This is a genomic window from Campylobacter peloridis LMG 23910, from assembly GCF_000816785.1.
GTDB classification, from domain to species: Bacteria; Campylobacterota; Campylobacteria; order Campylobacterales; family Campylobacteraceae; genus Campylobacter_D; species Campylobacter_D peloridis.
The window spans coordinates 123,876-149,341 of the sequence record NZ_CP007766.1; the positions used below are offsets into that span (position 1 = coordinate 123,876).

The 25,466-nt window shown below is 29.1% G+C and carries 25 protein-coding genes and 1 pseudogene; 5 read left to right on the forward strand and 21 right to left on the reverse strand.

The genetic code is table 11. From position 1 onward, the window contains the following. Positions 1 to 577: 577 nt before the first annotated feature. The 10 genes and pseudogenes from CPEL_RS00705 to moaC form a co-directional block, all read right to left on the reverse strand. A complete protein-coding gene (locus CPEL_RS00705; RefSeq protein WP_044598171.1) occupies positions 578 to 1,219 on the reverse strand; it encodes a potassium channel family protein in 642 nt (213 codons plus the stop codon). Further along, a complete protein-coding gene (locus CPEL_RS00710) occupies positions 1,216 to 2,559 on the reverse strand; it encodes a TrkH family potassium uptake protein (RefSeq protein WP_044598172.1) in 1,344 nt (447 codons plus the stop codon). The genes CPEL_RS00705 and CPEL_RS00710 overlap by 4 nt, the downstream gene beginning before the upstream one ends. A gap of 82 nt (positions 2,560 to 2,641) precedes the next feature. After that, a complete protein-coding gene (locus CPEL_RS00715) occupies positions 2,642 to 3,976 on the reverse strand; it encodes an anaerobic C4-dicarboxylate transporter (RefSeq protein ID WP_044598173.1) in 1,335 nt (444 codons plus the stop codon). Between the two features lie 15 nt (positions 3,977 to 3,991). Next, positions 3,992 to 5,404 (reverse strand): aspartate ammonia-lyase, encoded by a 1,413-nt coding sequence (locus CPEL_RS00720; RefSeq protein WP_044598174.1) that lies wholly within the window; start codon positions 5,402 to 5,404, stop codon positions 3,992 to 3,994. Between the two features lie 250 nt (positions 5,405 to 5,654). Then, the gene (locus CPEL_RS09720; protein WP_417903560.1) at positions 5,655 to 6,581 is read right to left on the reverse strand and encodes a methyl-accepting chemotaxis protein; all 927 of its coding nucleotides are present in this window, start codon (positions 6,579 to 6,581) and stop codon (positions 5,655 to 5,657) included. A gap of 411 nt (positions 6,582 to 6,992) precedes the next feature. Then, positions 6,993 to 7,625 (reverse strand): annotated as a pseudogene (locus tag CPEL_RS09725) (cache domain-containing protein); the annotation flags it as partial. A gap of 187 nt (positions 7,626 to 7,812) precedes the next feature. Beyond that, entirely contained in the window at positions 7,813 to 9,585 is a 1,773-nt protein-coding gene (locus CPEL_RS09665; RefSeq protein WP_414437350.1) for a methyl-accepting chemotaxis protein, read from the reverse strand. A 384-nt stretch (positions 9,586 to 9,969) separates the two neighbouring features. Beyond that, a complete protein-coding gene (locus CPEL_RS00735) occupies positions 9,970 to 11,091 on the reverse strand; it encodes a hypothetical protein (RefSeq protein ID WP_044598176.1) in 1,122 nt (373 codons plus the stop codon). A gap of 9 nt (positions 11,092 to 11,100) precedes the next feature. Then, positions 11,101 to 11,364: an HP0495 family protein gene (locus CPEL_RS00740; RefSeq protein WP_044598177.1), complete on the reverse strand. Its 264-nt coding sequence runs from the start codon at positions 11,362 to 11,364 to the stop codon at positions 11,101 to 11,103. After that, on the reverse strand, positions 11,342 to 11,815 hold the full coding sequence (moaC, locus tag CPEL_RS00745) for a cyclic pyranopterin monophosphate synthase MoaC (RefSeq protein WP_044598178.1): 474 nt from the start codon (positions 11,813 to 11,815) through the stop codon (positions 11,342 to 11,344). The genes CPEL_RS00740 and moaC overlap by 23 nt, the downstream gene beginning before the upstream one ends. Positions 11,816 to 11,902: 87 nt before the next feature. On the opposite strand from moaC, the gene CPEL_RS00750 reads away from it, so the two are divergent. Next, on the forward strand, positions 11,903 to 12,058 hold the full coding sequence (locus CPEL_RS00750; protein ID WP_044598179.1) for a highly acidic protein: 156 nt from the start codon (positions 11,903 to 11,905) through the stop codon (positions 12,056 to 12,058). On the opposite strand, the gene cheQ is transcribed toward CPEL_RS00750, so the two are convergent. Beyond that, positions 12,055 to 12,531 carry a cheVAW transcriptional regulator CheQ gene (gene cheQ / locus CPEL_RS00755; RefSeq protein ID WP_044598180.1) on the reverse strand — a complete coding sequence of 159 codons (477 nt, stop codon included), beginning with the start codon at positions 12,529 to 12,531 and terminating at the stop codon, positions 12,055 to 12,057. The genes CPEL_RS00750 and cheQ overlap by 4 nt on opposite strands. A 103-nt stretch (positions 12,532 to 12,634) precedes the next feature. On the opposite strand from cheQ, the gene CPEL_RS00760 reads away from it, so the two are divergent. Further along, positions 12,635 to 13,018, forward strand: coding sequence for a group III truncated hemoglobin (locus tag CPEL_RS00760; RefSeq protein WP_044598181.1), 384 nt, complete (start codon positions 12,635 to 12,637; stop codon positions 13,016 to 13,018). 14 nt (positions 13,019 to 13,032) lie between these two features. Here CPEL_RS00760 and CPEL_RS00765 read toward each other — a convergent pair whose 3' ends face one another. From CPEL_RS00765 to recA, 4 genes are all read right to left on the reverse strand, one after another. Next, complete coding sequence (locus CPEL_RS00765; protein WP_044598182.1) at positions 13,033 to 13,704, reverse strand: AMIN domain-containing protein; 672 nt, start codon at positions 13,702 to 13,704, stop codon at positions 13,033 to 13,035. After that, positions 13,694 to 13,870 (reverse strand): hypothetical protein, encoded by a 177-nt coding sequence (locus CPEL_RS09490; protein ID WP_232088172.1) that lies wholly within the window; start codon positions 13,868 to 13,870, stop codon positions 13,694 to 13,696. The genes CPEL_RS00765 and CPEL_RS09490 overlap by 11 nt, the downstream gene beginning before the upstream one ends. A 101-nt stretch (positions 13,871 to 13,971) precedes the next feature. Next, the gene (eno, locus tag CPEL_RS00775; RefSeq protein WP_044598184.1) at positions 13,972 to 15,216 is read right to left on the reverse strand and encodes a phosphopyruvate hydratase; all 1,245 of its coding nucleotides are present in this window, start codon (positions 15,214 to 15,216) and stop codon (positions 13,972 to 13,974) included. Further along, positions 15,216 to 16,250, reverse strand: a complete 1,035-nt coding sequence (gene recA, locus CPEL_RS00780) for a recombinase RecA (RefSeq protein WP_044598185.1) — start codon at positions 16,248 to 16,250, stop codon at positions 15,216 to 15,218. The genes eno and recA overlap by 1 nt, the downstream gene beginning before the upstream one ends. Positions 16,251 to 16,355: 105 nt before the next feature. Here recA and CPEL_RS00785 point away from each other — a divergent pair, with 105 nt between their 5' ends. The 3 genes from CPEL_RS00785 to CPEL_RS00795 are packed head-to-tail and all read left to right on the forward strand — an operon-like array spanning position 16,356 to position 18,282. Then, positions 16,356 to 17,216, forward strand: coding sequence for a menaquinone biosynthesis family protein (locus CPEL_RS00785; protein ID WP_044598186.1), 861 nt, complete (start codon positions 16,356 to 16,358; stop codon positions 17,214 to 17,216). 26 nt (positions 17,217 to 17,242) lie between these two features. Then, positions 17,243 to 17,509, forward strand: coding sequence for a flagellar biosynthesis protein FliQ (fliQ, locus tag CPEL_RS00790; protein WP_044598187.1), 267 nt, complete (start codon positions 17,243 to 17,245; stop codon positions 17,507 to 17,509). Beyond that, positions 17,506 to 18,282 (forward strand): UDP-N-acetylmuramate dehydrogenase, encoded by a 777-nt coding sequence (locus CPEL_RS00795; protein ID WP_044598188.1) that lies wholly within the window; start codon positions 17,506 to 17,508, stop codon positions 18,280 to 18,282. Before fliQ ends, CPEL_RS00795 begins: the two co-directional genes overlap by 4 nt. Here the strand turns inward: CPEL_RS00795 and CPEL_RS00800 are convergent. The 6 genes from CPEL_RS00800 to CPEL_RS00825 form a co-directional block, all read right to left on the reverse strand. After that, positions 18,275 to 18,925, reverse strand: a complete 651-nt coding sequence (locus CPEL_RS00800) for a hypothetical protein (protein WP_044598189.1) — start codon at positions 18,923 to 18,925, stop codon at positions 18,275 to 18,277. The two genes, CPEL_RS00795 and CPEL_RS00800, sit on opposite strands and share 8 nt — an antisense overlap. After that, the gene (locus tag CPEL_RS00805) at positions 18,925 to 19,683 is read right to left on the reverse strand and encodes a 3'(2'),5'-bisphosphate nucleotidase CysQ family protein (protein WP_044598190.1); all 759 of its coding nucleotides are present in this window, start codon (positions 19,681 to 19,683) and stop codon (positions 18,925 to 18,927) included. The genes CPEL_RS00800 and CPEL_RS00805 overlap by 1 nt, the downstream gene beginning before the upstream one ends. A 30-nt stretch (positions 19,684 to 19,713) precedes the next feature. Beyond that, positions 19,714 to 20,904 carry a sodium/hydrogen exchanger family protein gene (locus CPEL_RS00810; protein ID WP_049984550.1) on the reverse strand — a complete coding sequence of 397 codons (1,191 nt, stop codon included), beginning with the start codon at positions 20,902 to 20,904 and terminating at the stop codon, positions 19,714 to 19,716. Beyond that, the gene (locus CPEL_RS00815) at positions 20,885 to 21,721 is read right to left on the reverse strand and encodes a biotin synthase (protein ID WP_044598191.1); all 837 of its coding nucleotides are present in this window, start codon (positions 21,719 to 21,721) and stop codon (positions 20,885 to 20,887) included. Before CPEL_RS00815 ends, CPEL_RS00810 begins: the two co-directional genes overlap by 20 nt. Next, positions 21,721 to 23,811 carry a type I DNA topoisomerase gene (gene topA / locus CPEL_RS00820; RefSeq protein ID WP_044598192.1) on the reverse strand — a complete coding sequence of 697 codons (2,091 nt, stop codon included), beginning with the start codon at positions 23,809 to 23,811 and terminating at the stop codon, positions 21,721 to 21,723. Before topA ends, CPEL_RS00815 begins: the two co-directional genes overlap by 1 nt. A gap of 111 nt (positions 23,812 to 23,922) precedes the next feature. After that, complete coding sequence (locus CPEL_RS00825) at positions 23,923 to 25,410, reverse strand: flagellin (protein WP_044598193.1); 1,488 nt, start codon at positions 25,408 to 25,410, stop codon at positions 23,923 to 23,925. Positions 25,411 to 25,466: the final 56 nt, after the last annotated feature.

A 25,466-nucleotide genomic window follows, 5' to 3' on the forward strand; every position in this document is an offset into this window, starting at 1 on the left:
TCTTTACCAATAATTTTTTACACGAAAATAATAACACAAAATTTCCAATAGGTGATAAAAATATTTTTAAAATATTGCATAATTAGCTAAAAATTACTAAAAACAATAATTATTTATAAACTATAATCAAAATTACTTTTATTTTTTATTAAAAAAATGATAATAAATTTATTATTATTTAAAAAGCTAAAATGAAAATGATATATTTAAATTTTTATATGTGGAAAATACTTTATTTATACTTACTAAGTTTAATTTTTATTTTATTATTTAATATTATTGCAATGCTTATAATATAGTATTTTTAATTTTATTTATAAGTTTTTATATTTTATATGTATATAAATTATAAATATATCATTTATACTTAGTTATATTTAAGGATTAAAATAATCTTATTAATAGCTACAAAATATTTATATATCATATTTTTATAAAATATGATATTAATTATTATAATTTTAAAATATGTATTTATAAAAATACATTTTATTAGTATTAAATAATTTAAAATAATTTATTAGGATTTGTTTTGGAGTGGAAGTTAATGTACAAATATTAATAAGCAAAAAGCTTATTAATACTCGTATTGATTTAGTTCATCTTGAGTTCCAAGTAGCATGATAATATCATTAACATAAGCACTAGCATCTAAATTTGGCATTATGCTCCAAGTATCATGTTGTTTATGAGCAATGACTTTGAGGTTTTTTGCTATTGTTTGTAGGCTTTTTCCCGCTAAACTTTCATCTACTAAAAGTTTAGCAACTTTGATTGTGTTTGCCGAAAGATCAATAATTTCAAAATTTGGATTAGTAATTAAAATTTTAGCTAAACGCTTGGCGGATTCTTTTTCTGGATAAATTACTTTATTTACCCCAAGTTTTGAAAGAATCTGTCCATGAGTTGAAGAATTTGCTTTGGCAATGACATTTTTTACTCCAATTTCTTTTAAAGCCATGAAAGTAAGTATGCTTGATTCTAAATTTTCACCTATACTAAGTATAACAACATCAGCATTTGCATAGCCTGCTTCTTTTAAAGCTATAGTATGTGTAGAATCTAAAATATATGCAAAATCAGCACTATCTTGCAATTCTTTTACAGCTTCTTCATCAATATCTGAAACAATAACTCTTTTTCCTTGATCGATTAACTCTTTAGCTAGTACTGAGCCAAATCTTCCAAGTCCTATAATTCCATATGTTTCTTTTTTCATAATACAATTTTTCCTTTTGGGTAATTTAAGTATTTTTCTTTTTCTTTAAAAAATATACTAAATAAAAATGCAAGAACTCCAACTCTACCACTAAGCATAAGTAAAATAATCAAAGCTTTACTTTCTGAGGTAAAATTTGCACTTAAAGATAAAGTTCCTCCATCTCCTACTGAAACGCCAACGGTGGCAAATGCTGAACTTGTTTCAAATAACAATGGCAAAAAACTTTTATCTGTTTCAATTAAAGATAAAATCAAAACACAAGTAATAATATACACAATAGAACTTACCGCAACGATAAAAGCTTTATTTATGGTTTCATTTGGAATTTCATAATGAAATACTCTTGGATTGCTATCCTTAATACTCCAGTATGCATAAATTAATAATACAGCAATGGTTGTAACCTTAATGCCCCCTGCAGTTCCACCTGGTGCTCCACCTATAATCATAAACAAAGAACCAAAAAATAAACTAGCGTCTTTAAAAGTGCTAAGATCAAGAGTATTAAAACCTGCTGTTCGGTAATTTACCGCTGTAAAATAAGCACTCATGATTTTATCAAAAAGCGAAAATTCCCCTATGCTTTTTGGGTTATGATACTCAAATAAAAATACAACCAAACTTGCAAAGATAATTAAAATTATAGTAGAAATTAAAACAAGTTTTGTATGCAAACTTAAAGTTGCAAAACGCTTTTTAGAAAAAAAGTATAATTCTAATAACACAAAATAACCCAAACCACCAATGATGATTAAAGAAGTAATGATAAAATTAATCCAAAAATCATCTCTATAAGGCATTAATCCACTTTCAAATACACTAAAACCTGCATTATTAAAAGCAGAGATAGAGTGAAATATGCTAGCCCATAGAGCCTCGCTTAAATTCATATCTAGCTTAAATCTTAAAAATAATAAAACAGCTCCTATAAATTCTATAGCAAAAACGAAAAATAAAACCTTTTTTAAAAATCCTACAAGTCCATCTGCTCCTGGATAAATCAAAGATTCTCTTAAAAGATTTTTTTCTCCAAAACTCATTTTTTTACGCACAAGAATATATAAAGCCATAGCTATACTCATATAACCTAAGCCACCAATTTGAATTAAAAGTAGTATGATAAGTTGTCCATAAAAACTAAAATCTAAAGAAGTATTTAATACAATAAGCCCTGTCATACTTACAGCCGAAGCACTAGTGAAAAATGCATCTAAAAAAGATATGGGCTTAGTGTGCATAATGGGCAACATAAGGATAAAAGTTCCAAATAGTGCTATAAGTATATAGCCTATAAATAAAATTCTAATATTTTTTCTATCTAATGTTAATTTTGCCATTGTATGTTCTTTATCTTAAAAGCATTTTACTAAAAAGTGATTAATGAGAAAAACTTTCCACTTTTTAGTGGAAAGTTAAAGATTAAAGCATTCCTACAGCTAAGAATCCTAGAGCAACAGCAATAGCTATAGCTAATACTCCTGGAATAAAGAATGCATGGTTGAAAATAAATTTTCCAATTCTTGTTGTGCCTGTATCATCCATTTGAACTGCACCTAGTAAAGTAGGGTAAGTTGGAAGAACAAATAGTGCTGAAACAGCTGCAAAACAAGCAACTAGCATATAAGAATCAGCTGGATTTGTAGCTGAAATTCCTAATGCAGCAACAATAACTGGAACAATAGCTTTTGCAGTAGCTGCTTGAGAATATAAAAGCATACTAGCAAAGAAGAAAGCAACTGCAAGCATAGCTGGAGTTTGCTTAACCCATTCTCCTGCTACTTCTTTAATACCTGCTTCATGTCCTGCAACGAAAGTATTTCCAAGCCAAGCAACACCAAATACACATACACAAGCTGTCATACCTGATTTAAACACACTTGTATCTAAAATTTTTGCAGGTTCAACTTTGCATAAGAATGTGATTAAAGTTGCAGCGGTTAATAAAAAGCTCATAATCGCAGCATCTCTTGGGATAACTACTGGATCAATCCATTTGATATTATTTGAAATAGCTGTAGCATAAAGAACAACTGCTAAAACGGTAATTAGAAAAATACCAACTGATAATTTAGCACCTGGTTTGTCTTCACTTTGTAAAACATCAGAAGCACTTTTTACAAGACCAGCTTTTAAGCGTTCTTGATAAACTGGATCTTTGCTTAAATCCATAGGGGTAATTAAACTTACAATAAAAGCTGTAATCATACAAGCAGCAAAAGTAGTTACAATCCAAATTCCAATTAAAGCAGGATAACTCCAACCAAGTGGCTCTAAAACACCTGTCATATAAACAACAGCAGCACTAACAGGAGATGCTGTAATACCAATTTGTGAAGCAACAACCATTAAAGAAAGTGGTGCTGATGGTTTAATATTTTGTGATTTTGCAACATCAATAACAACAGGCATTAATGAAAACACCGCATTACCTGTTCCTGCTAAAATAGTAAGCAACCAACCGCAAGCTGGTGCAAGGTAATTAATAAATCTTGGATGTTTGCGTAAAATTCTTTCTGTAACTTTTACCATATAATCCAAACCGCCAGCTTGTTGCATAGCAGAAATTGCTGCAATAGCTGCAGCAATGATTAAGATAACATCCCAAGGAATATTACCTGGTTTCATACCTAAAACAAGACCTAAGATAACTACACCCAAACCGCCTGCATAGCCTATTGCTATACCGCCAAGACGGATACCTATAAAAATTGCCCCAAGGAAGACAACAAGTTGTAAAATAATCATAATATCCATGATTAAACTCCTAAATTATGCTTTTCTTTTTTCAGTCATGTGAGGATTTAACATGTTTTCTGGTGTTAAAATTTTCTCTATTTCTTCTTTTGGAAGATATCCTCTTTCAAGACAAATATCGCCAACTGCTTTACCGGTTTCTAAAGCTTCTTTAGCGATACTTGCTGATTTTTCATAACCTAAAATAGGATTAAATGCTGTAACAATACCTATTGAATTTAATACAGATTGCTTGCATGCTTCAGGATTTGCTGTTAAACCTCTTACAGCTTTTTCAGCTAGTGATTTCATCGCATTTTCAAGTAATACTATAGAATTAAATAATCCATATGCAATACCTGGTTCAAAAGCATTAAGCTCAAATTCACCTCTTTCAGAGCAAAGCATAATAGTAACATCATTACCTATAACTTCATAGCAAGCTTCACCTACTGCTTCGCAAATTACTGGATTTACTTTACCTGGCATGATAGAACTACCTGGTTGCATTTTTGGTAGATTAATTTCACCTAAACCACATCTTGGGCCTGAATTCATTAATCTTAAATCATTTGCTATTTTAGAAAGTCTAACAGCTGCAGTTTTTAAAGCACCACTTACATGGACAAAATCAGCTGTATCTTGAGTAGCTGCAATGAAATCTTCAGCTGGTTTAAATTCAACTCCAGTGATTTCTTTTAGTTTTTTCTCAACCACAAATTTATAATCAGGGTGGCAATTAATCCCAGTTCCAATAGCTGTAGCACCAAGATTTAGAAAAGTCATTGATTCTCTAGCTGCAGTGATTTTAGCAATATCACTTTTAATATAACTAGCAAAAGCATTAAAGGTATTTCCTAAAGTTGTAGGCACAGCATCTTCAAGCTCTGTTCTACCCATTTTGATAATATCTTTATATTCTTTAGCTTTTGCTTCTAATTCTGTTTTTAGAAGTTCCATTGCTTTTAAAAGATCGCTAAGTTTTGCATAAGTTGCTACTTTAATTGAACTTGGATAGGTATCGTTTGTAGATTGACCTAAGTTTGTGTGATCGTTTGGATGAAGATATTGATATTCGCCTTTTTTATGTCCCATGCTTTCAAGTGCGATATTTGTAATTACCTCATTTGTGTTCATATTTGTACTAGTTCCTGCTCCACCTTGGATCATATCTACTACAAATTGATCTAAAAATTCACCCGCTATCAATCTATCGCAAGCTTTAGCAATAGCATCAGCTTTATCTGCATCAAGAACCCCAACTTCTTTGTTAGCAAGAGCAGCTGCTTTTTTAACTTGAGCAAAAGCTTTTACAAAATAAGGATAATCTTGTAATCTTCTGCCACTCATATGGAAGTTTTCAAGTGCTCTAAAAGTTTGCACCCCATAATAAACTTCATCAGAAATTTCTAACTCGCCAATAAAGTCGTGTTCTTTTCTTGTTCCCATGATGTACTCCTTGTGGGTTTTATTTAAGTTTTATTTATAAACTTAGGAGTATTATATAACAATTTTTTATAAAAGTCGCATAAAATTTTATAAATTTTTTTATTTTTTTAATAAAATAATATAAAAAAATGTTTTTTATAGAAAATGATATTTATTTTTATTGTTATTTTTTTATTGATATTAATTATTAATAAAAAGTAGTTGAGTTTATAAACCAAAGTTAAGTCTTTATAGACTTAACTTTAATTAACTAAAATTTCTTCTTCTTAGCATCCTCTAAGATATCATTAGCAATTTTATTAACATTATCAGATATTACTGCACTATCATTAGCTATTTTTAAATTCTCTTGAGTTACATGATCAATTTGTGCTACTGAATCATTTATTTGAGTAATACCTGTAGTTTGTTCTTTTATACTCTCACCCATTTCATTAATAGATTGTACTAAGATATTAGTATTAGCTTCAATCTCACCTAATGATTTTTGAGTTCTTTCTGCTAAGTTTCTAACTTCATCTGCAACAACAGCAAAGCCTCTACCATGCTCACCAGCACGTGCTGCTTCAATAGCAGCATTTAATGCAAGTAAATTAATTTGATCAGCAATATCTCCAATAATAGAAGTAACATTTTTAATCTCTTCACTTTGAGCTATTACTTCACTAGTTTTATGAGAAACATTTTGCATAGAAGAAGTAATCTCTTCTAATGCAGCTGCTGTTTCTTCTAAAGAAGAAGCTTGAGAAGCTGAAGAATCTGTTAGGTTTTTAACAGCACTTTGTAATTTAGCACTTTCTGTAGCTAAAAGATTAGCAAATTCAGAAGATTGTCTTAACATACCTACTATTTCTTGACCTAAGACATTAGTAGTAACTTCTACTCCACCTTTAGCATTTTTAACTTCTGTAGTAAAGTCTAATGCTTTATAGCTATCAAATACTCTATTAATTTCATTCATATTAGAACCAACTTTTGCTTCTAATACATTAAGCATTTCATTTAATACATTCTTTAATTCTATTAATTGAGGATTAGCAGGAATTGCTGTAATTCTTGCTGTTAGATTACCACTTTCTATTTCTTTAGCAGTTTCTACTGATTGTTCTACTGCTTTAGTATCTTGTTCTAATGCATTTTTAGTTTTAGTGATGTTTTCATTAATGGCTTTAGCCATAGCTCCAAATTCATCATTAGTTTTTACATTGATTAAAGCAGAATCTTTTGTTTTATGATTGATAAAATCAAAGAAAGAATTTAGGCCTGATTGGATTGCTTGGAGTGGAGATATATTGTATCTAATAACTAATCTAATGATAATCAAAGCAACAATTAAACTAATACTCCCTATAAGTAATTGTTTAAGTAAAGCATTATTTACTGGTTCTGTGTAAATTTTTTCATCCGCAATTGCACAAACATTATATCCTAAAGAATTTTTTTGACAAATTACGGCTTTTCTAGCTCCATTTTCATCAAGAACAATTAAATTTTCTTCTGATAAAGCTCCTGTTTTTCCTTCTGGAGTGCTTAAATAAGCTTTTATGATATTTTCAGATAAAGTTGTTTTTTTAAGCAATCTTTCTTGCAATTCGTGAAATAATATAGTTCCATCATCATCTATAACAGATACAAACCCACTAGCTGATGTTCCCATAGAAAGAACATTATCAGAAAATGTTTGTAAATCATAATTTCCACCTGCTGCACCTATAAATTTTCCATTAACAACAATAGGATAAGAAAAAGAAAGAGAAGGTGCTTTTAAGCTTGGCGCCATATAAGGTTTTGATGTATAGACTTTATCATTTCCATTTGCAACATTTGTATACCATGCTCTAGTTCTTGGATCATAACCATCTGCTGGAGTTTGATGTCTACCATTAGAACGAATCATAGCACCATTGTGAGCTAATCCAACATATAAAACATCAAATCGACTCGCTTCTTTTGCTGTTCTAACTATCGTATAAATTTCTTCTAAGCTAGCATTAGGATTTTTTCTTAATTCTGCTGCAACTGCTTTTACAGCATCACTTCTTGAAGCACTATAATCTTCAAATGTTTTCAATACATCTTGTATTGTTTTAACTTGTATATCATTGATAAGTCTTTGGGTATCATGCTTAATTTCTATATAATTAAAAGCATTTGCAACAAATAAAATACCTACGATAGCCAATCCAACAAATAAAGTCAATTTATTGGTTACACTTTGCATGAATTGTTTCACAATGTTCTCCTGATTAATTTGTAATTAAAAAATATTAATTTTATAATAGCATATTAAATACAAAAACCAATATATATAAATAAAATATAATAAAAAATAAATAAAAAGAGATAAAAAAGGTATGATATAAAAGTATAAGAATAACTAGCAAGTTTTAACTTGCTAGTTTAATTAACTAAAATTTCTTCTTCTTAGCATCCTCTAAGATATCATTAGCAATTTTATTAACATTATCAGATATTACTGCACTATCATTAGCTATTTTTAAATTCTCTTGAGTTACATGATCAATTTGTGCTACTGAATCATTTATTTGAGTAATACCTGTAGTTTGTTCTTTTATACTCTCACCCATTTCATTAATAGATTGTACTAAGATATTAGTATTAGCTTCAATCTCACCTAATGATTTTTGAGTTCTTTCTGCTAAGTTTCTAACTTCATCTGCAACAACAGCAAAGCCTCTACCATGCTCACCAGCACGTGCTGCTTCAATAGCAGCATTTAATGCAAGTAAATTAATTTGATCAGCAATATCTCCAATAATAGAAGTAACATTTTTAATCTCTTCACTTTGAGCTATTACTTCACTAGTTTTATGAGAAACATTTTGCATAGAAGAAGTAATCTCTTCTAATGCAGCTGCTGTTTCTTCTAAAGAAGAAGCTTGAGAAGCTGAAGAATCTGTTAGGTTTTTAACAGCACTTTGTAATTTAGCACTTTCTGTAGCTAAAAGATTAGCAAATTCAGAAGATTGTCTTAACATACCTACTATTTCTTGACCTAAGACATTAGTAGTAACTTCTACTCCACCTTTAGCATTTTTAACTTCTGTAGTAAAGTCTAATGCTTTATAGCTATCAAATACTCTATTAATTTCATTCATATTAGAACCAACTTTTGCTTCTAATACATTAAGCATTTCATTTAATACATTCTTTAATTCTATTAATTGAGGATTAGCAGGAATTGCTGTAATTCTTGCTGTTAGATTACCACTTTCTATTTCTTTAGCAGTTTCTACTGATTGTTCTACTGCTTTAGTATCTTGTTCTAATGCATTTTTAGTTTTAGTGATGTTTTCATTAATGGCTTTAGCCATAATGTTTAGTTCATCATTGTTTTTTACATCTTTACTAAGAATTGTATCTTTAGCTTCATGATTAATAAATTTAAAAAATTGTAAAAGATTGTTTTGTAGATTAACAATTCTTAAACTAACTGCTTTATTAATATAAATAAATACTATTAAAGCAATGACTAAAAGAACAATTAAAGAACCAATTACAATTGAAAATATTAATTTTTGTATAGGCATTTGTATAGAACCAACTGGCGCCATGGTAACAATAGACCAATAATCATTAGAACCATCCCATAGATTGAAATTAACTAAAGCCGCCCTATTGCTATTACCAGTTGTTGCTGGTATAAAATCAAACAAAGTATTAGTTTGATTTTTTTGTAATTCTACTAATAATTTTGCGCTTGAATGTGGGTTAATATCGGTAATGTTTTTTCCTATAAATTCCGTTGCAGGACTCACAGCAATCAACCCATCTGCACCAAGTAATAACCTTTGATCATCTTTAAAAACACTTCTTTCAGGATCAGTAAGTTCAGCTTGTAAACTTTCTAATCCAGCTAAGGCTCCTATAACTCCTACAAGTTTTCCATTTCTAGTAATTGGAATGGCAATATTGTAGGCTAATATTTCTTCATTATTAATAACAAATTTTTGAGGTCTTCCAACTCCTTCTTCTTTGTTTTCTAAAGCAGCTTTAACACTTCTTTGATTTAAAACTCTATCATCTGCTTGAACTAATTTTACCCCACCTTTTGTTTTTAAATCCGTATCATTTAAAAGCATTAAAAATCTGTTTGTTTCTGTTAAAAGCATAGGGTTAATATGATCAAATTTAGATATATCTACAATATGAACATACATGTAATTAATCCAAGAATTTGCATCTAATGCACCTTCGATAACATCTTGAATTCTTGCTTCATCTAAGGTATTTTGCTCGGCAATGATTTGATCAATGGCACTTTCTGCACCTAAAAGTGTAGCGTGGACGCTTTCTGTTGATCCTCTTACAATATTTGAATACCTAAAAGCACTAGCTTGAAGTAGTTTATCGGCTTCTTTATGTAAAGTATTTGAGGATTGTATCGCAATAATTGTAGATAACACTCCTATACCTAAAACAATTACAGCAAGAACAACTGCGACTATTTTTGTTCCTATTTTTAAATTTGAAAACAAATTTACTCCTTTTATTTTAATAAAATTTTTAATAAAAATTAAAAATTAATTATATCTTAATTGAAATTATTTTTTAATTAATTTTTTAGCTTTTTCCCAAAGCCTTATGCCTAATTCTTTAGCATTGTTTTTGTCTAAATTTTTATATTTTTGACTAGCTAGTTTTTCAAGTTCATTAAGCTCTTTGGCTAGGATATTGAGTTTATTTTGCGCTAATTTACTAAAATCGTCTATTTTTGGATTTTGCTTTAACTCATTGATTTTTAAAATAATTTGCTCTCTATTTTCTTGAACAAGTCGTCTAAATTTAGCAAACAAGGTATCAAATTTGTTTTCTAATAAATCATTGAGTATATCTTTAACAGGATTGTTTATCTTTAAAGAACATTTTTTTAGCATTTGTATGAAATCTTGCTCTATATCTATAAGCTCTTTTTCTTTTTGTTTTAAATCTTGCTCTAAAATACAATATGTAATGCTAGATTTAAATTTATCAATGGCTAAAGAAATTCCCTCTTGTGTTCCATATATACTACCAATGCATAAATCATACGCATAAGCTTTGGATTCATTAGCTAGTTCAAAAGCCACATTAAGTATAGCTTGAGAAATTTTTAGTATTCTTTCTTTTTCAAAACTACCTTCGCATATAGCATTAAAAGTTAAATTTTTAGATATTTCACATGCTGTTAGTTCTATATTTTCACCTTTTTCTAAGGTTGTGATAAAAGCACTTTCTGCTGTTTCTTTTAAAAGACCTAAAATTTCTATATCATAAAGCATAGCATCATTAATACTTATGCTAAAATGGTTTAATTTTAATTTATTTAAAGTAGTTTCTAAATCATAAAAATTTTCACAAATTTTATGCTTGATAGTATTTTTTTGCTCTTCTATTTTTGTTTTTAATCTACCTAACTCATTAATGTAGGAAAAAAATATTTTTTTATCTTCTTCTACTCTTGCTTTAACGATACCTTGTATAATTTTAGAGATATTTTCTTCATTTGCAAGATGTAATTTTTCTAAAACTTGGATAAAACATGCAAATAAAGCTTCGTTGCTAATATGTTCTTGTGATATTTTTTTATAGCTTAGATTGAAAGATAAATCACTAATTAAATTAGCAATTTCATCATCGCTAGCTGCTAAGATAGAATTTTCAAAAATAATAGCTAAATTTTTCATTTTTTTCCTTTATAAAACGAATTTTGTTTTGCTTTTTAATTGATTAAAAATGTTTAAACGATCACTTTTACTATCTACATAAACACTTAAAAGATAGCTTTTATATTTACCTTCTTTGCTTGTATGTGAGGCTTGGTACTTAAATTCTCTTTCATTAAAAATTTCATTAAAAATCTCTAAGATATCTACATTAGCTTCAACTACTACTTTATAATCCCAAAAAGTAGGATAATTAATAATAGGTTCTTTTTTAAGATCGCATATATTTACCACTTTTTCCTCCTTCTTTACTTTCTAAAACAATATCTGTAATTTGCATACTTTTATCAATAGCTTTTACCATATCATAAATAGTTAAAAGCCCAATACTAACCCCAGTTAAGCTTTCCATTTCAACTCCAGTTTTACCTTCACATTTAATAGTTACAAAAAGTTTAAATGAACACTCTTTTTCATTTTCTTCTATATGAGTTTGGATTTTTGAAATCATTAAAGGATGGCACATTGGAATGAGGTTTGAAGTTTGTTTAGCACCCATAATAGCTGCAACAATTGCAGTTTGCAAAACAGGTCCTTTTTTTGCTGTATTTTCAATAATAGCATTATATGCATCTTTGCTCATATAAATTTTGCCACTTGCACAAGCTATTCTTTGAGTAATATCTTTTTGGCTTACATCTACCATTTTAGGGTGGTTGTTTTCATCTAGATGTGTTAAATTCATAGTTTTCCTTGAAATAAGTTTAAAAAATTATACCAAATTGTATGTTTTTATAATAAAATACTACTAAAAAATATTAAAGGATTTGCAATGGCTTATGATGATGAAGAATTTGAAAATTATGATGATGAAGTATATGATGAGGATGAATATCATGCTAATAATCAAAGATCATATAATTATGATGAGGATGATTATGAATATGATGATGATTACAGCGATGATGATACTTATGAAATGGATTAATAATATCCCACGCACATGGTATCAGTAATTTTAATGCGTTTTTCTAAAGGAGTAGGGCTAAAAAAATGGCATTTTTCGATGTAAATGTTGTAATTATAATCAAGATTTAAAAAATCATAAAATGCTTTTAAATTTACAAATTTTACCCCGCATACTTCTTTAATTTTTAAAATTTTGTAAATTTGAGAATTATTTTTTTCTACTAAGTGTGAGGGTGCTAAGGTGGTAAAAGAGCAAAAAGCACTTGCTAAAACATAGCCACTTAGATTTTCACACTCTTTTATAAGATGTTGATGCTTTGCTAAGATATTTTTTTTATGTAAAAAAATAACTCTTGTGCCTTGATATCTTGCGGCTTTAACATTTTTCCAAAATTTATAAGCATTTTTAGAAATGCCTGCTAAATGATGAAATTGTGTATTTAAAATATAATCATCTAAAAATTGATTAGGAGGTAAAATAATATAATCCATAGTTTTTCTTTTTATTTTTTTAGATTATACTAAAAATTGACTTTTGTTTATATTTTTAATTCAAATTTTGATTAAAATAAAACAAATCAAATAAGGATTAAATATGAAATTTGAAACTATTAATCACGAAGGTATTAAAAAACTTATGGATATTTTTTATGCAAAAATTAGAGTGCATAAAGATTTAGGACCTATTTTTAATGATAAGATTGGTTATGATGATGAAAGCTGGCAAAAGCATAAAGAAAAAATTGCTAGTTTTTGGGCAGGAATGTTTTTAGCAGATCCAAGTTATAGCGGCTCTCCATTAAGAGCACACCATGAATTACCTCCTTTTCCAAGAGAATTTTTTGATATATGGCTTGAGTTGTTTGATGAAAGTTTGCAACAAGTTTTTGAAGAAGAACCAAGAGGTATTATCATAGAAAGAGCAAGAATGATAGCACAAAGATTTCAAATGATTATCTATGAGCATAGATTCGCTTAAGAGCTTAGCACTCTTTAGCGAAAATTAAAAGTATGTAAATTTTCATTTTTTGAGTATTGATAGTCATATTTTCCATCAAGATATATCACTAAACGATAATACCCCTTATGTGAACCAAAAACGACTTTTTTAACATGTGCTGTATTTACTTGTAAGGTTTTTGTATTGAAATTTTGTTTTTTTGCAAAATCTATAATGATTTTTGTAGGATCTCCAATCGATAAATTTCTTAGCATTTTATCTTCTGTTTTGATGTTAATTTTATTATTATAAAAACTAAGGGATAAGAAATTATAAATACTTCCTGTATAAAGAGGTGTTTCTATATTTATTGTAGTGTTGTTTTCTTCTGTTTTGGTATTTTTTTCTTGAGGAACGGTAACTGAAACATCAAGTATAGGAGTGGCATTTGGTGTTTTTGTTTTGATAAAAGAATAAGTATCATGCCAATTGATATTTTTGTTGATATCCATGGAGATTTGTTCTTCAGTTCCATCAAGGTTAATATAAGTAATTGTGATATTTTTTAAAATTCTTGCTTGAGAATTAAAGTTAAAATCCTGTCTTTGAAAAGGACTTGTATTGACAAATTCTGTATTTGTTTTATCAGTGTTATTGTCAAAAGGATTGTCTTTAGCATAAACAAACATAGATAAAAATAAAAGCATATAAAAACTAATTTTCATATGTATTAACTCCTTTAAGTCTTAAAAGTTGCAAGTATTCTTTTTGAGCTTGTGCATTTTTTGCTTTTAAGGTATCAATGCTTTTTTCTAAATTTTTTTGTTCTTGTTTTAAGCTTAATAAAACATCTAAAGATGATTTTCCAAAAAACATATTACCAAAATACATCGCAACTATAATAGCTAAAAAAGATAATGCAATGGTTTTTATAAAATGACGATGAGCTTCCTTTTTTTTAGCATGCTCATCGTATTCTTTTAATAAATCGCTCAGAGTTTTTCTCCTAAATACTCATCATTATCAAGTTCAATTTCTAACAAACGATTATATTTAGCAGTGCGTTCACCTCTTGCTAGAGCTCCAGTTTTGATTTGTCCTGTATTTAGCGCTACTGCAAAATCAGCTATAAAAGCATCTTCGCTTTCACCACTTCTATGACTCATAATACATTTATAATTATTTCTTTGAGCTAATCTAACCGTTCTCATAGTTTGAGTGATGGTTCCAATTTGATTTGGCTTAATTAAAACAGCATTTGCCATTTTTTTCATAATACCTTCTCTTAAAATATCTTCATTTGTAACAAACAAATCATCGCCCACAAGTTGAATTTTATTGCCAAGTTTTTGTGTGAGTTTAATCCAGCCTTCATAATCATCTTCAGCTAAACCATCTTCTATGCTAAAAATAGGATATTTAGCACATAATTCTTCATAACGCGCGATTAAATCTTCACTTGAAAAAACTTTGCCTTCTAAATGATATTTTCCATCTTTATAAAGCTCGCTACTTGCTACATCTAGTGCTAGTTTGATTTTATTTTCATAACCTGCTTTTTTAATACAAGTCATTAAAAGATCAAGTGGTTCTGTGTTATTTGCTAAATTGGGTGCAAAACCACCTTCATCGCCTAAAGCAGTAGAATGTCCTAAGCTAGCAAGTTCTTTTTTTAATACCGCATAAATTTCACAAACTGCTCTTAAGCCTTCTTTAAAAGAAGTAAAACCAAAAGGCATTATCATAAATTCTTGAAAATCCACGCTATTGTTTGCATGTGCTCCGCCATTTATTATATTACACATTGGCACAGGCAATACACTAGCATTTGCCCCGCCTAAATAACGATACAAAGGCACACCAAGTGCATTAGCCCCAGCGCGTGCTACTGCCATAGAAATTCCTAAGGTCGCATTAGCTCCTAAGTTAGAATAATTTTTTGTTCCATCAAGTTCTAAAAGAGTGTTATCTAGCTGAGTTTGATTAAAAGCATCAAGGCCTATAATATTTTCAGCTATAGTGCCATTAATATTTTCAATAGCTTTTAAAACCCCTTTGCCCCCAAATCTTTCATCATTATCTCTTAATTCTAAAGCTTCTTTTTTTCCTGTGCTTGCTCCACTTGGAACGATAGCACTACCCACACTACCATCACTTAGCATAATTTCAGCTTTTATGGTAGGATTACCTCTGCTATCTAATACCTCAAAAGCTCTTAAATCCTCTATAATTAGCATTATTCTTCCCCCTCTTCATCTTCTTTTGCACCTAAAATAACATTATCAATACCAATGGAATTTTGTATAGCTTGAGTGATTTCATTTGCTATATTAGGATTTTCTTTTAAAAATGCTTTAGCATTTTCTCTACCTTGACCAAGTTTAGAAGCTTTATAAGAAAACCAAGCACCACTTTTATCGATAATATCAAGCTTTACTCCATAATCTATCAACTCACCTTCACGACTAAGTCCTTCTCCAAACATTACATCAAATTCAGCTTGTTTAAAAGGTGGTGCGACTTTATTTTTAGCAACTTTTACTTTAACGCGGTTACCAATAGGCTCATCATTTTGTTTTAATGTTGCGGTTTTTCTTACATCTAAACGCACTGAAGCATAAAATTTCAAAGCATTTCCACCAGTAGTTGTTTCAGGAGTACCATAACCCATCATGCCTATTTTCATACGAATTTGATTAATGAAAATAACCGTGGTATTCATTTTATGCACAATACCAGTTAGTTTTCTTAAAGCTTGACTCATTAATCTTGCTTGAAGTCCTACATGCTGATCGCCCATATCTCCTTCAATTTCTGCTTTTGGAGTTAAAGCAGCAACGCTATCTACTACGATTAAATCAATAGCCCCACTTCTTGCTATAGTTTCTACTATCTCTAAAGCTTGTTCACCAAAATCAGGTTGAGAAATATATAAATTTTCAGTATCTACGCCTAAATTTTTTGCATATCTTACATCAAGAGCATGTTCTGCATCTATAAAAGCACAAACCCCGCCTGCTTTTTGGCATTCTGCTATGATGTGTAAAGTAAGTGTAGTTTTACCAGAGCTTTCAGGCCCATAAATTTCTATAATCCTTCCTTTTGGAACCCCACCAATTCCTAAAGCTAAATCAAGTCCTACTGAACCCGTAGGAATAGAATCAATTTTTTCAACTTCTTTATCACCAAGTCTTAAAATAGTCCCTTTACCAAAGGTTTTATCAAGACTTTTCAATGCTGCATCTAATGATTTTTTTTTATTATCATCCATGATTGTTTTCCTTTTTTAATATGTTTAAAATTGTATCAAAAAGAAATTTAATATAAGTTTTATTTTTAATTTTGATAAAATACTTTTTAAAAATTAAGGATAATAATGAAAAATATTACCATAGCACATTCTCCTGATGCTGATGATATTTTTATGTATATGGCTGTGAAATTTGGCTGGGTTGGAAATTCTTATAAATACAAAAACTCAGCCTTAGATATACAAACATTAAATGAATTAGCCCTAAAAAACGAATACGATGTAAGTGCTATTTCTTTTGCACTTTACCCTTTAATAGCAAGTGAATATGCTTTGTTAAAAACCGCTGTTAGTTTTGGGCAAGGTTATGGGCCAAAATTAATCAAAAAAAAGGATAAAAAATTAAAATCAAATTTTAAAGTGGCTTTAAGTGGCGCACATACTAGCAATGCTTTGATTTTTCGTATAAAATACCCACAAGCTAGGATAATTTATAAAAATTTTTTAGAAATTGAAAAGGCAGTTTTAGATGATGAAGTTGATGCGGGAGTTTTAATCCATGAAAGCATTTTAGAATTTGATAAAAATTTATGCGTTGAAGCTGAACTTTGGGATATATGGCAAGAATTAGCAAAAGAAGATTTGCCTTTGCCTTTAGGTGGCATGGCACTTAGAAGATCTTTGCCTTTAAATGATGCTATAGCTATAGAAAAGGATTTAATAAAAGCTGTAAAATTAGCCCATTATAATAAAAAAATTCTAGCCCCTATGCTAATGGAAAGAAATTTAATACGCGTTGATGAACAAAAATTAGACAAATATCTAAATTTATATGCTAATGAAAATTCTATACAAATGAATGATCAACAATACAAAGGCATTGATAAGCTTTTTGAACTAGGTTTTAATCATGGTTTTTATGAAAAATTAATCAAAAGCAAGGATTATCTTATACCAAGTGAGTATGAAGAATTTAGAAATTCTTGATAGAATTTTAATTTTAAGGAGAAAAGATGGAGAGTACTTTAGTAGCTTTAGGTGTTCAAACTTTTAAAATCACGCTTATGCTTTCTTTGCCTATGCTTTTAGCAGGGCTTATTGCAGGGCTTATCATAAGTATTTTTCAAGCTGTAACACAGATTAACGAAGCTACACTTTCTTTTGTGCCAAAAATTTTACTCGTTGTTGTGGTTATAGTATTTTTGATGCCTTGGATGGTAAGTTCTATGATAGATTTTACCACTAATATACTTAATCAAATCCCAAGTTTTATACGATGATTATTGATTTTTCCAAGTATTCTTCTGTGCGTATAGGAGGAAAATTTGAAGTAGAAGTGCTTGAAGAATTTTGCGAATTTGATGGTTTTTTAATAGGTGGAGCCAATAATCTTTTAATCTCACCCAAGGCCAAAAAACTTGGGATTTTAGGAAAAAAATTTGATTATATCCATATTTTAGATCAAAATGAAAAAGGTATGTTTTTAGAAATAGGCTCAATGTGTAAATCTTTTAAAATTTATCAATTTAGCAAAGAAAATAATCTCAAAGGTTTTGAATTTTTAAAAAGCATACCTGGGACTTTGGGCGGAATTTTAAAAATGAATGCGGGCTTAAAAGATGAGGATATTAGTAAAAATTTAATTAGCATTCAAACTTATAATAAAGAAATTTTAAAACAAGAAATAGCCTTTGCTTATAGGTTTAATCCTATCAAAGAAACGATGTTTAGCGCGAGATTTTTTTTAGAATATGGTTTTGATTTAGCAAAAGTTGCAATTTTTGATAATGCAAGAAAAAATCAACCCAAAGGTGCTAGCTTTGGCTCGGTTTTTAAAAATCCTAAAAATGATCATGCAGGAAGGCTTATCCAAGCTGTTGGTTTAAAAGGTTTTAGCAAAAACGATGCAATGTTTAGCAATATCCATGCAAATTTTTTAATCAATAAAAAAAATGCGAGTTTTGAAGATGCTTTATTTTTGATAGAACTTGCCAAAAAAAGAGTATTTGAAGAATTTGGGTTAAATTTAGAAGAAGAAGTGGTGATTATATAGTATTTTTTATATCATCATATAAAATATTTGCTATATCTTTTATGAGTTCTTGATAAGATTTATATTTATCTTTAGCACTAAATGAACTTGAAATATTAAGAATTTTATGATCTTTTAACTTACTAGTTTTGGCATTATAAATTTTATACTCTATATGAGCTTTAACATCAAAATTAGAAAAAAACAAAAAATTTTGTTGATTTGCTTGTATGTTTTTTAAGTCTAGTAAAATAATGAAATTTGCTTTTTTAAAATGATTAAATTCTAAAAATTCTTCTGCATTAATGAAATTTTTATCAGCTTGTAAGATATTTTGACTATTGATATAGCTTTGATTTTCTTTTTGACTAAGCAAGGTGAAATTATTTTGTTTATTAATGATAGAGCTTAGTTCTTTTAAAGTGTCTTTAGCCATTGTTTTTGCGTTTATTTTTAGATTAGAAAAATAAAAATTATATTCTTTTTCATAACTTGGAATCAAAGCAAGAGTATAAATTTCAGAAAGCTTGTTGTAGTTTATGTTTTGGTTAAGATTAATAATATGAAAATCATCGTTATTTTGCATTTTAATAATTTTTTTATTTGCAAAAGAACTAGCATAAATAGCACTTAAAAAACATAAAAATACTAAAAATACTCTCATTAAAAACCTTTTAGTTTAAATTCGGTTTTAGCAAAGGCTATAAAGCTTGGAAGTTTAAAATCCATAGTATTGTAATCTAAAGAGTTTTGGTTAAAATCATATAAAATTCCACCATTTTGTTTGACTAAAAAATCTCCTGCAGCTATATCCCAAGCTTTAGGACCACCAAAACGAGGATAAATTCCAGCTTTTGCTTCTAATAAATATACAAATTTTAAAGCAGAAGAAACTTTGATTCCTTCAAGATGATTTTCTAAGAAGAAATTTTCGTTATTGTCGTGATTTTTGGAATATAATGCTATATTTTTTACCTTTTCGTATTCTTTTAAATCAATATTTAAAATTTTATCATTTTTATAAACTTTTGTATAAGTATGAGCATAATAAGTTGTATTATTTTCTACATCATTAATGAGTGAAAGTATAGGTGTGTTTTTATGAATTAATGCTATTAAAACACAATATTCTTTATCTTTTTTTGCATAAGATTTAGTTCCATCTAGTGGATCAATAAGCCAAAAATACTCTAAATTTTTTCTTTTTTCATAAGAGAGTATGTTTTCTTCTGAACATATAGCTATATCACTTGATGCTAAAATTTCACTAATGGCCTCATTTGATTTTAAATCAGCTAAACCCACTAAAGAATCATCATCCTTAAGCCACAAAGTATTTTTATCTTTATATGAAAGCAATACCTTAGAGGCTTCTTTGCTTGCTTTTAATGCTAGTTCTAAAAATAAATCTAAATTTTTCATAGAAAAATTATATCAAGAGAAAACAAATACTTAGCAGGATTGTTTTTTGCCAAGATTATTAATGAATTTAATCAAACTAATGGCCAAAATTGCTTCTGCTAATGCAGTAAGAACTAAACCTGAGTATATGTTTTGTGAGATGATATTAGTTTGATAAGAAAGCGTTGCAATAGCAATGAGTAAGGTTAAAGGCATAGAATGGCTTAAGCCAAATAAAAAGGTATTTTTTATACCGCCTAAATGATTTAAAAATACTAAAGCAGAAAAAATTCTTAGCACTATCATGAAAGTAGTTAATGAAAATGCTATGATTAAAACTTCAGGATCTAAAAGCATTTTAAGTTTAAAGCTTGAGCCTATATAGATAAAAAATATAGGAATTAAAAAGCCATAACCAAAGCTAGAAAGTTTATGCTCTAAATCCTTTTTATGATCAAAAAATGTAGCTATAAATGAACCTGCTATAAAAGCACCAAGCGCAACTTCAAGTTTAAAATAAATCATAATCGCCACTATAGCTATAAAAATAGCCATACAAAATCTTATATCTTTTTCATTTTGATCTTGCCAAGGCATTAGTATGGTTTTAAGTTGCGGATACCACCAAAAAAGCACTTCTAAAAATTTAAATCCAAAAATACAAAGAGCTAAAAAACTAACTAAATAAAATAAATTTTGTGTTAGTGAAAAAATATCTGCACCTTGACCTAAAAAAGCCGCAGTGATAGTGAGCAATACTATGCTAACAACTTCTGCTAAGGTAGCAACTATCATAGATATATTAAGCCACTCACAATTTTTTCCAAAATCCCTATAAAGAGTAGAAAGTAAGCCCACACTCATAACTGGTATAATAATAGCAAAAACATAAGAAATATCAACTATTTCTACTGCTAAAACACTAAAAGCATATAAAAGCACAATATAAATCATCGCTCTTTGGAGCAGACTTTTTTCTGTGTTTAAAAATGTTTTTAGATTAATCTCCATACCCGCTATAAACATTAAATAATAAAATCCAGCATTAGCTAGAAGTTTGAAATTTTCACTCTCTCCGATAAATCCTAAAAATCCTATAAAAGATCCAAGCATGATTTCTGTGGCCGAAAGAGGAAGTTTTAAAAATTTTGCTATATAAGGCGAAGCAAGCAAACAGCTTGCTACAACAAGCAAAATTTTTAAATCAATTATAGCTTGATTATCAATGGCATGAGCTAGCAAAAGTAAATCCCATTTGCTTTAATTTTTCTATATCATTGCTTGGCTTTTCGCCTTTTGTGGTTAAATAATCACCCACCACTATAGCTTTAGCTCCTGCATCAAAAATTTCATATTGTCTTTGTTTAAGCACAACTTCTCTACCACCTGCTACCATTATAAAAGTTTCTGGTAAATCTTTTGCACTATCTTTTATGATTTGCAATGCTTCATCAGCACTTAATAAAGGTTGTTTTAAATTTAAATTCTCATTTGGTATAAAAAAATTTATAGGAGAAGAAAAAGGCTTTAATTCTTGCAAACTTTTTCTAAGACTTATTCTATCTTCATAACTTTCACCAAGACCATAAATTCCACCACAACAAAGCATTAAGCCTGCTTCTTTTGCATTTAAATTTGTATTAAATCTATCTTCCCAAGTATGAGTAGAGCAAATTTTATCAAAATACTCTTTTGAAGTTTCAAGATTATGATTATAAGAAAAAATTCCAGCCTTTTTAAGCTCTTTTAATTGTTCAACGCTAGCATTGCCATTACAAGCTATTAATAACAAATCGCCTACTTCTTTTTGTATAGCATAACTTGCTTTGCAAACATATTCTAATTTTTCATCATCTAAACCAAAACCAGCACTTACTAAACAAAAACCTAAAGCATGATTTTTTTTAGCTATTTTTGCTTCATTTACTATATCTTCTATTTTTTTGTTTTTGTATTTTGCTATATTTGTTTTTACATGAGCACTTTGTGTGCAGTATTTACAATCTTCACTACATCCACCACTTGCTATATTACAAATAGCACAAAGCATTATCTCCATTAAATTTCCTTTTTGATCTTACATTTTAAGCACTCTAAAAATGTGCCTTTTTTTAATTCTTTTATTATTAAATTTTCTCCACACTCTTCACATTTTTCTTTACTTGGTTTATATTTGCTTACAAAATTACATTTTGGATAAGCACTACATCCATAGAATTTTCCTCTTTTAGAAAATCTTTCTACTACTTCACCTTTTTTACATTCTGGACAAATTAAACCTATTGAATTTATTTGTTTAATTTGAGTTTTTTCTTCATTTTTATTTTCTTGTTTTAAATTTCTTGAATATTTACATTTTGGAAAATTCAAACACGCTATAAATTCTCCATATCTTCCTTTTCTTATAGCAAGCTCACCACCACAATCAGGGCATTTTTCATCTATCTTAGTAATAGTTTTTTGACTTTTTATATTTGCCTTTCCTTCATCTATTTTTCTTATAAAAGGATAATAAAATTTAGCTAAGATCTCTTGCCAATTAGCTTTGTTTAAAGCTATATCATCTAAAGTATTTTCTAATTTTGAAGTAAATTCACTATCTACTATATCATAAAAATTTTTTTCTAAAACATCACTTACCACAAAAGCTATATCAGTAGGTATTAATTGTTTTTTATCTATTTTTACATAATCTCTACTTGTAAGTATAGAAATAGTAGGTGCATAAGTTGAAGGTCTTCCTATACCTAAACTTTCAAGTTTTTTTATTAAAGAAGCTTCAGAATATCTTGATGGTGGCTCAGTAAAATGAGAATTTAACTCTAAATTTTGAATTTTTAACTCATCATTTATATTTAAATTTGGCAAAATTTTATCTTTATCCATATCTCCATAAACTTTATAATAACCATCAAATTTTATTTTTCTACCGCTTAATTTAAATACAGCTTTTTCATTGCTAATATAAATATTTTGAATTTGTGATATAGCAGGATTCATTTGACACGCTAAAAAACGATTATATATCAAAGTATAAAGCTTTAGCTCATCTTTATCTAAAAATTTAGCAGCAATTTGTGGAGTAAAGCTTACATCACTTACTCTTATGGCTTCGTGTGCTTCTTGAGCACCTTTGCTTTTTGTGGTATAAACATTTGCTTTTTGTGGTATATATTCTTTTCCATAATTTTTATTTATAAAAGCTCTTGCACTTTCTACGGCTTCTTTTGCTAAATTTAAGCTATCAGTTCTCATATAAGTAATAACACCCATTACGCCTTTATTTGTATTTACACCTTCGTATAATTTTTGAGCTATCATCATAGTTTTTTTAGGATTAAATCCTAAATTACTACTAGCACTTTGTTGTAAAGTAGAAGTCATAAAAGGTGGTGGTGGAGCTATTTTTCTTTCTTTGCTTTCTATATCTATAACAAAAAATTTACTATCTTTACAATTATCATATATAAGCTTTGCTCTATCTTTGTTTGTTATGCTCAATTTTTCTATTTTTTGTTTATCAAATTCTACTAATTCAGCTTCTAAATCTTTATTAAAAGTTAAATCTATACTAAAATATTCTAAAGGCACAAAAGCTTTTATCTCTTTTTCTCTATCTACTATTATTTTTAATGCCGCGCTTTGAACACGACCTGCGCTAAGACCGCGTTGGATTTTTTGACCTAAAAGTGGGCTTAATTTATATCCTACAATGCGATCTAATAAGCGTCTAGTTTGTTGAGCATTTACGCTATTTATATCAAGTTTTCTTGGATTATTTAAAGCATTTTCTATAGCTGATTTTGTAATTTCGTGAAAAACTATTCTAGGTAATGAATTTTCATCTTTATTTATGGCTTTTGCTATATGATAAGCTATGGCTTCACCTTCACGATCTTCATCGGTTGCTAGATAAATTTGCTTTGCGTTTTTTGCTTTTTCTTTTAGTTCTTTCACTAAAGCGCTGTGATCTTTGCTAATTCTATATTCTGGTATAAATTCATCATTTTCTATTTTTATACCAAAACTACTTTTTGGCAAATCTCTAATATGTCCTTTAGATGCCATTACTTCATAATCTTTGCCTAAAAAATTTGCTATTGTTTTTGCTTTTGCTGGTGATTCTACTATTATTAAGTTTTTTTTCATTTATTTCCTTAAGGGTTAGCTTAATGAAAGTGTATAAAAAAAAATTAAATTTTTTGCTTATAAATTGAAGAAAGCTCACTAAAAAAGTGAGCTTAGGAATTCGTAAGTAAACTACTGAAGTAATCTTAATACATTTTGAGAAGCTGCATTTGCTTGAGCCATAGCATAAGATCCACTTTGAGCTAAGATATTAGCTTTAGAGTAGTTTGCACTTTCGCTTGCAAAGTCAACATCTCTAATTTGAGATTCAGCAGCTTTAACATTAACTTGAGTTACGCTAATGTTGTTGATTGTTGATGTGATTTGATTTTGTGTAGCACCGATATTTGCTCTGATGGTGTCAAGATTTGCTATAGCAGTATCAGCTATATCCATAACAGCCATAGCACCTTGTAAGGTAGTAACACCAGCTGTTTGCTTGCTTCCAGCTAAGGCAGCGGTTGTCATAGCATTAAAGCCCATAGCAGAAGCTATATCAGCTGAAATTTGTCCTTTGACTGATTCTAAATTAACAGTTGCTTCAGCTGTAGTTGCGCTGCTTCCTACACCTAACTTAGAAGCGTTAGTACCAGAAATAATAATATCACTACCATCATTTTTTACTAAAGATAATCTTCCATAATTCATAGAAGCTACTTTTCCAGTTAAACCACTACCTAAAGTTCCGCCAAGTTCTATACCTCTGCCATCGGCTGAATTAAGAACTAATTGACCATTTACTATAGAAGCTTCAACACCTGTGGTATCTTTTTTAGCATTGATAGCTGAAACTAATGCTCCTTCTTTATCATTTGCTTTGTAATTTACTTTACCAATGATAACACCATTGATTGAAAAATTATCACTTGTAGTTCCACTAGCTGTTATAGCTCCAGATGATATAGTTTGAACATGAGCTGTAGCTCTAACTCCTGTAATATCAGAAGATTTATTAATCTCTGCAGCTAAAGCACCAAGTCCTGTTCCAGCACTTGTAGAAATTATAACACCTTGAATTTTATAATCATTCACGCCATCATAATTTTTAATGGTAATACTTGCATCACCGCTAGAACCCGTGATTCTTGTACCTGTTTCAAAGCGTGTTTGTCCAATTTTTGCTGAGTTTGTTGCACCTATAGTAGCATTAACTGTTTGATTTGCTTTATCTCCAATTTGAAATTTTTGGTTAGAAAAAGAACCACTTAAAAGTTGCTTACCATTATAAGAAGTAGTATTTGCGATGTTATCAAGTTCTTCCATAAGTTTATTAATCTCACCTTGAATCATCGCTCTAGTTTTTGCAGTTTGTCCATCTTGAGCTGCTTGAGTAGCTTTAACCTTAATGGTATCTAGTATTTTCAATTGCTCATCCATAGCTTTATCAGCTATTTGAAGCATGCTATTTGCATCGTTTGCATTGTTAATAGCTTGACCTAAAGAATTAGCTTGAGTTTTTAAAGAATCAGCAATTGCTAAGCCAGAAGCATCGTCTGCTGCTGAATTTATTCTTAAACCTGAACTAAGTCTTGCTAAAGAGCTATCAAGGTTTCTTGAATTTAAACCAGCGTTTACTTGAGCATTTAAAGATGCTACATTTGTGTTAATACGAAATCCCATTTTAAATCCTTTTAAATATATTCGACACCGTCATGCTGTCGTTAAAAACCATATCG

What these genes read in the sequence shown, in the direction of transcription:
- CPEL_RS00705 (WP_044598171.1), bottom strand. Translation starts at nt 1,219, where the DNA reads ATGAAAAAAGAAACATATGGAATTATAGGACTTGGAAGATTTGGCTCA.
- CPEL_RS00710 (WP_044598172.1), bottom strand. Translation starts at nt 2,559, where the DNA reads ATGGCAAAATTAACATTAGATAGAAAAAATATTAGAATTTTATTTATA.
- CPEL_RS00715 (WP_044598173.1), bottom strand. Translation starts at nt 3,976, where the DNA reads ATGGATATTATGATTATTTTACAACTTGTTGTCTTCCTTGGGGCAATT.
- CPEL_RS00720 (WP_044598174.1), bottom strand. Translation starts at nt 5,404, where the DNA reads ATGGGAACAAGAAAAGAACACGACTTTATTGGCGAGTTAGAAATTTCT.
- CPEL_RS09720 (WP_417903560.1), bottom strand. Translation starts at nt 6,581, where the DNA reads ATGGCTAAAGCCATTAATGAAAACATCACTAAAACTAAAAATGCATTA.
- CPEL_RS09665 (WP_414437350.1), bottom strand. Translation starts at nt 9,585, where the DNA reads ATGTATGTTCATATTGTAGATATATCTAAATTTGATCATATTAACCCT.
- CPEL_RS00735 (WP_044598176.1), bottom strand. Translation starts at nt 11,091, where the DNA reads ATGAAAAATTTAGCTATTATTTTTGAAAATTCTATCTTAGCAGCTAGC.
- moaC (WP_044598178.1), bottom strand. Translation starts at nt 11,815, where the DNA reads ATGAATTTAACACATCTAGATGAAAACAACCACCCTAAAATGGTAGAT.
- CPEL_RS00750 (WP_044598179.1), top strand. Translation starts at nt 11,903, where the DNA reads ATGGCTTATGATGATGAAGAATTTGAAAATTATGATGATGAAGTATAT.
- cheQ (WP_044598180.1), bottom strand. Translation starts at nt 12,531, where the DNA reads ATGGATTATATTATTTTACCTCCTAATCAATTTTTAGATGATTATATT.
- CPEL_RS00760 (WP_044598181.1), top strand. Translation starts at nt 12,635, where the DNA reads ATGAAATTTGAAACTATTAATCACGAAGGTATTAAAAAACTTATGGAT.
- CPEL_RS00765 (WP_044598182.1), bottom strand. Translation starts at nt 13,704, where the DNA reads ATGAAAATTAGTTTTTATATGCTTTTATTTTTATCTATGTTTGTTTAT.
- CPEL_RS09490 (WP_232088172.1), bottom strand. Translation starts at nt 13,870, where the DNA reads ATGTATTTTGGTAATATGTTTTTTGGAAAATCATCTTTAGATGTTTTA.
- eno (WP_044598184.1), bottom strand. Translation starts at nt 15,216, where the DNA reads ATGCTAATTATAGAGGATTTAAGAGCTTTTGAGGTATTAGATAGCAGA.
- recA (WP_044598185.1), bottom strand. Translation starts at nt 16,250, where the DNA reads ATGGATGATAATAAAAAAAAATCATTAGATGCAGCATTGAAAAGTCTT.
- CPEL_RS00785 (WP_044598186.1), top strand. Translation starts at nt 16,356, where the DNA reads ATGAAAAATATTACCATAGCACATTCTCCTGATGCTGATGATATTTTT.
- fliQ (WP_044598187.1), top strand. Translation starts at nt 17,243, where the DNA reads ATGGAGAGTACTTTAGTAGCTTTAGGTGTTCAAACTTTTAAAATCACG.
- CPEL_RS00795 (WP_044598188.1), top strand. Translation starts at nt 17,506, where the DNA reads ATGATTATTGATTTTTCCAAGTATTCTTCTGTGCGTATAGGAGGAAAA.
- CPEL_RS00800 (WP_044598189.1), bottom strand. Translation starts at nt 18,925, where the DNA reads ATGAGAGTATTTTTAGTATTTTTATGTTTTTTAAGTGCTATTTATGCT.
- CPEL_RS00805 (WP_044598190.1), bottom strand. Translation starts at nt 19,683, where the DNA reads ATGAAAAATTTAGATTTATTTTTAGAACTAGCATTAAAAGCAAGCAAA.
- CPEL_RS00815 (WP_044598191.1), bottom strand. Translation starts at nt 21,721, where the DNA reads ATGGAGATAATGCTTTGTGCTATTTGTAATATAGCAAGTGGTGGATGT.
- topA (WP_044598192.1), bottom strand. Translation starts at nt 23,811, where the DNA reads ATGAAAAAAAACTTAATAATAGTAGAATCACCAGCAAAAGCAAAAACA.
- CPEL_RS00825 (WP_044598193.1), bottom strand. Translation starts at nt 25,410, where the DNA reads ATGGGATTTCGTATTAACACAAATGTAGCATCTTTAAATGCTCAAGTA.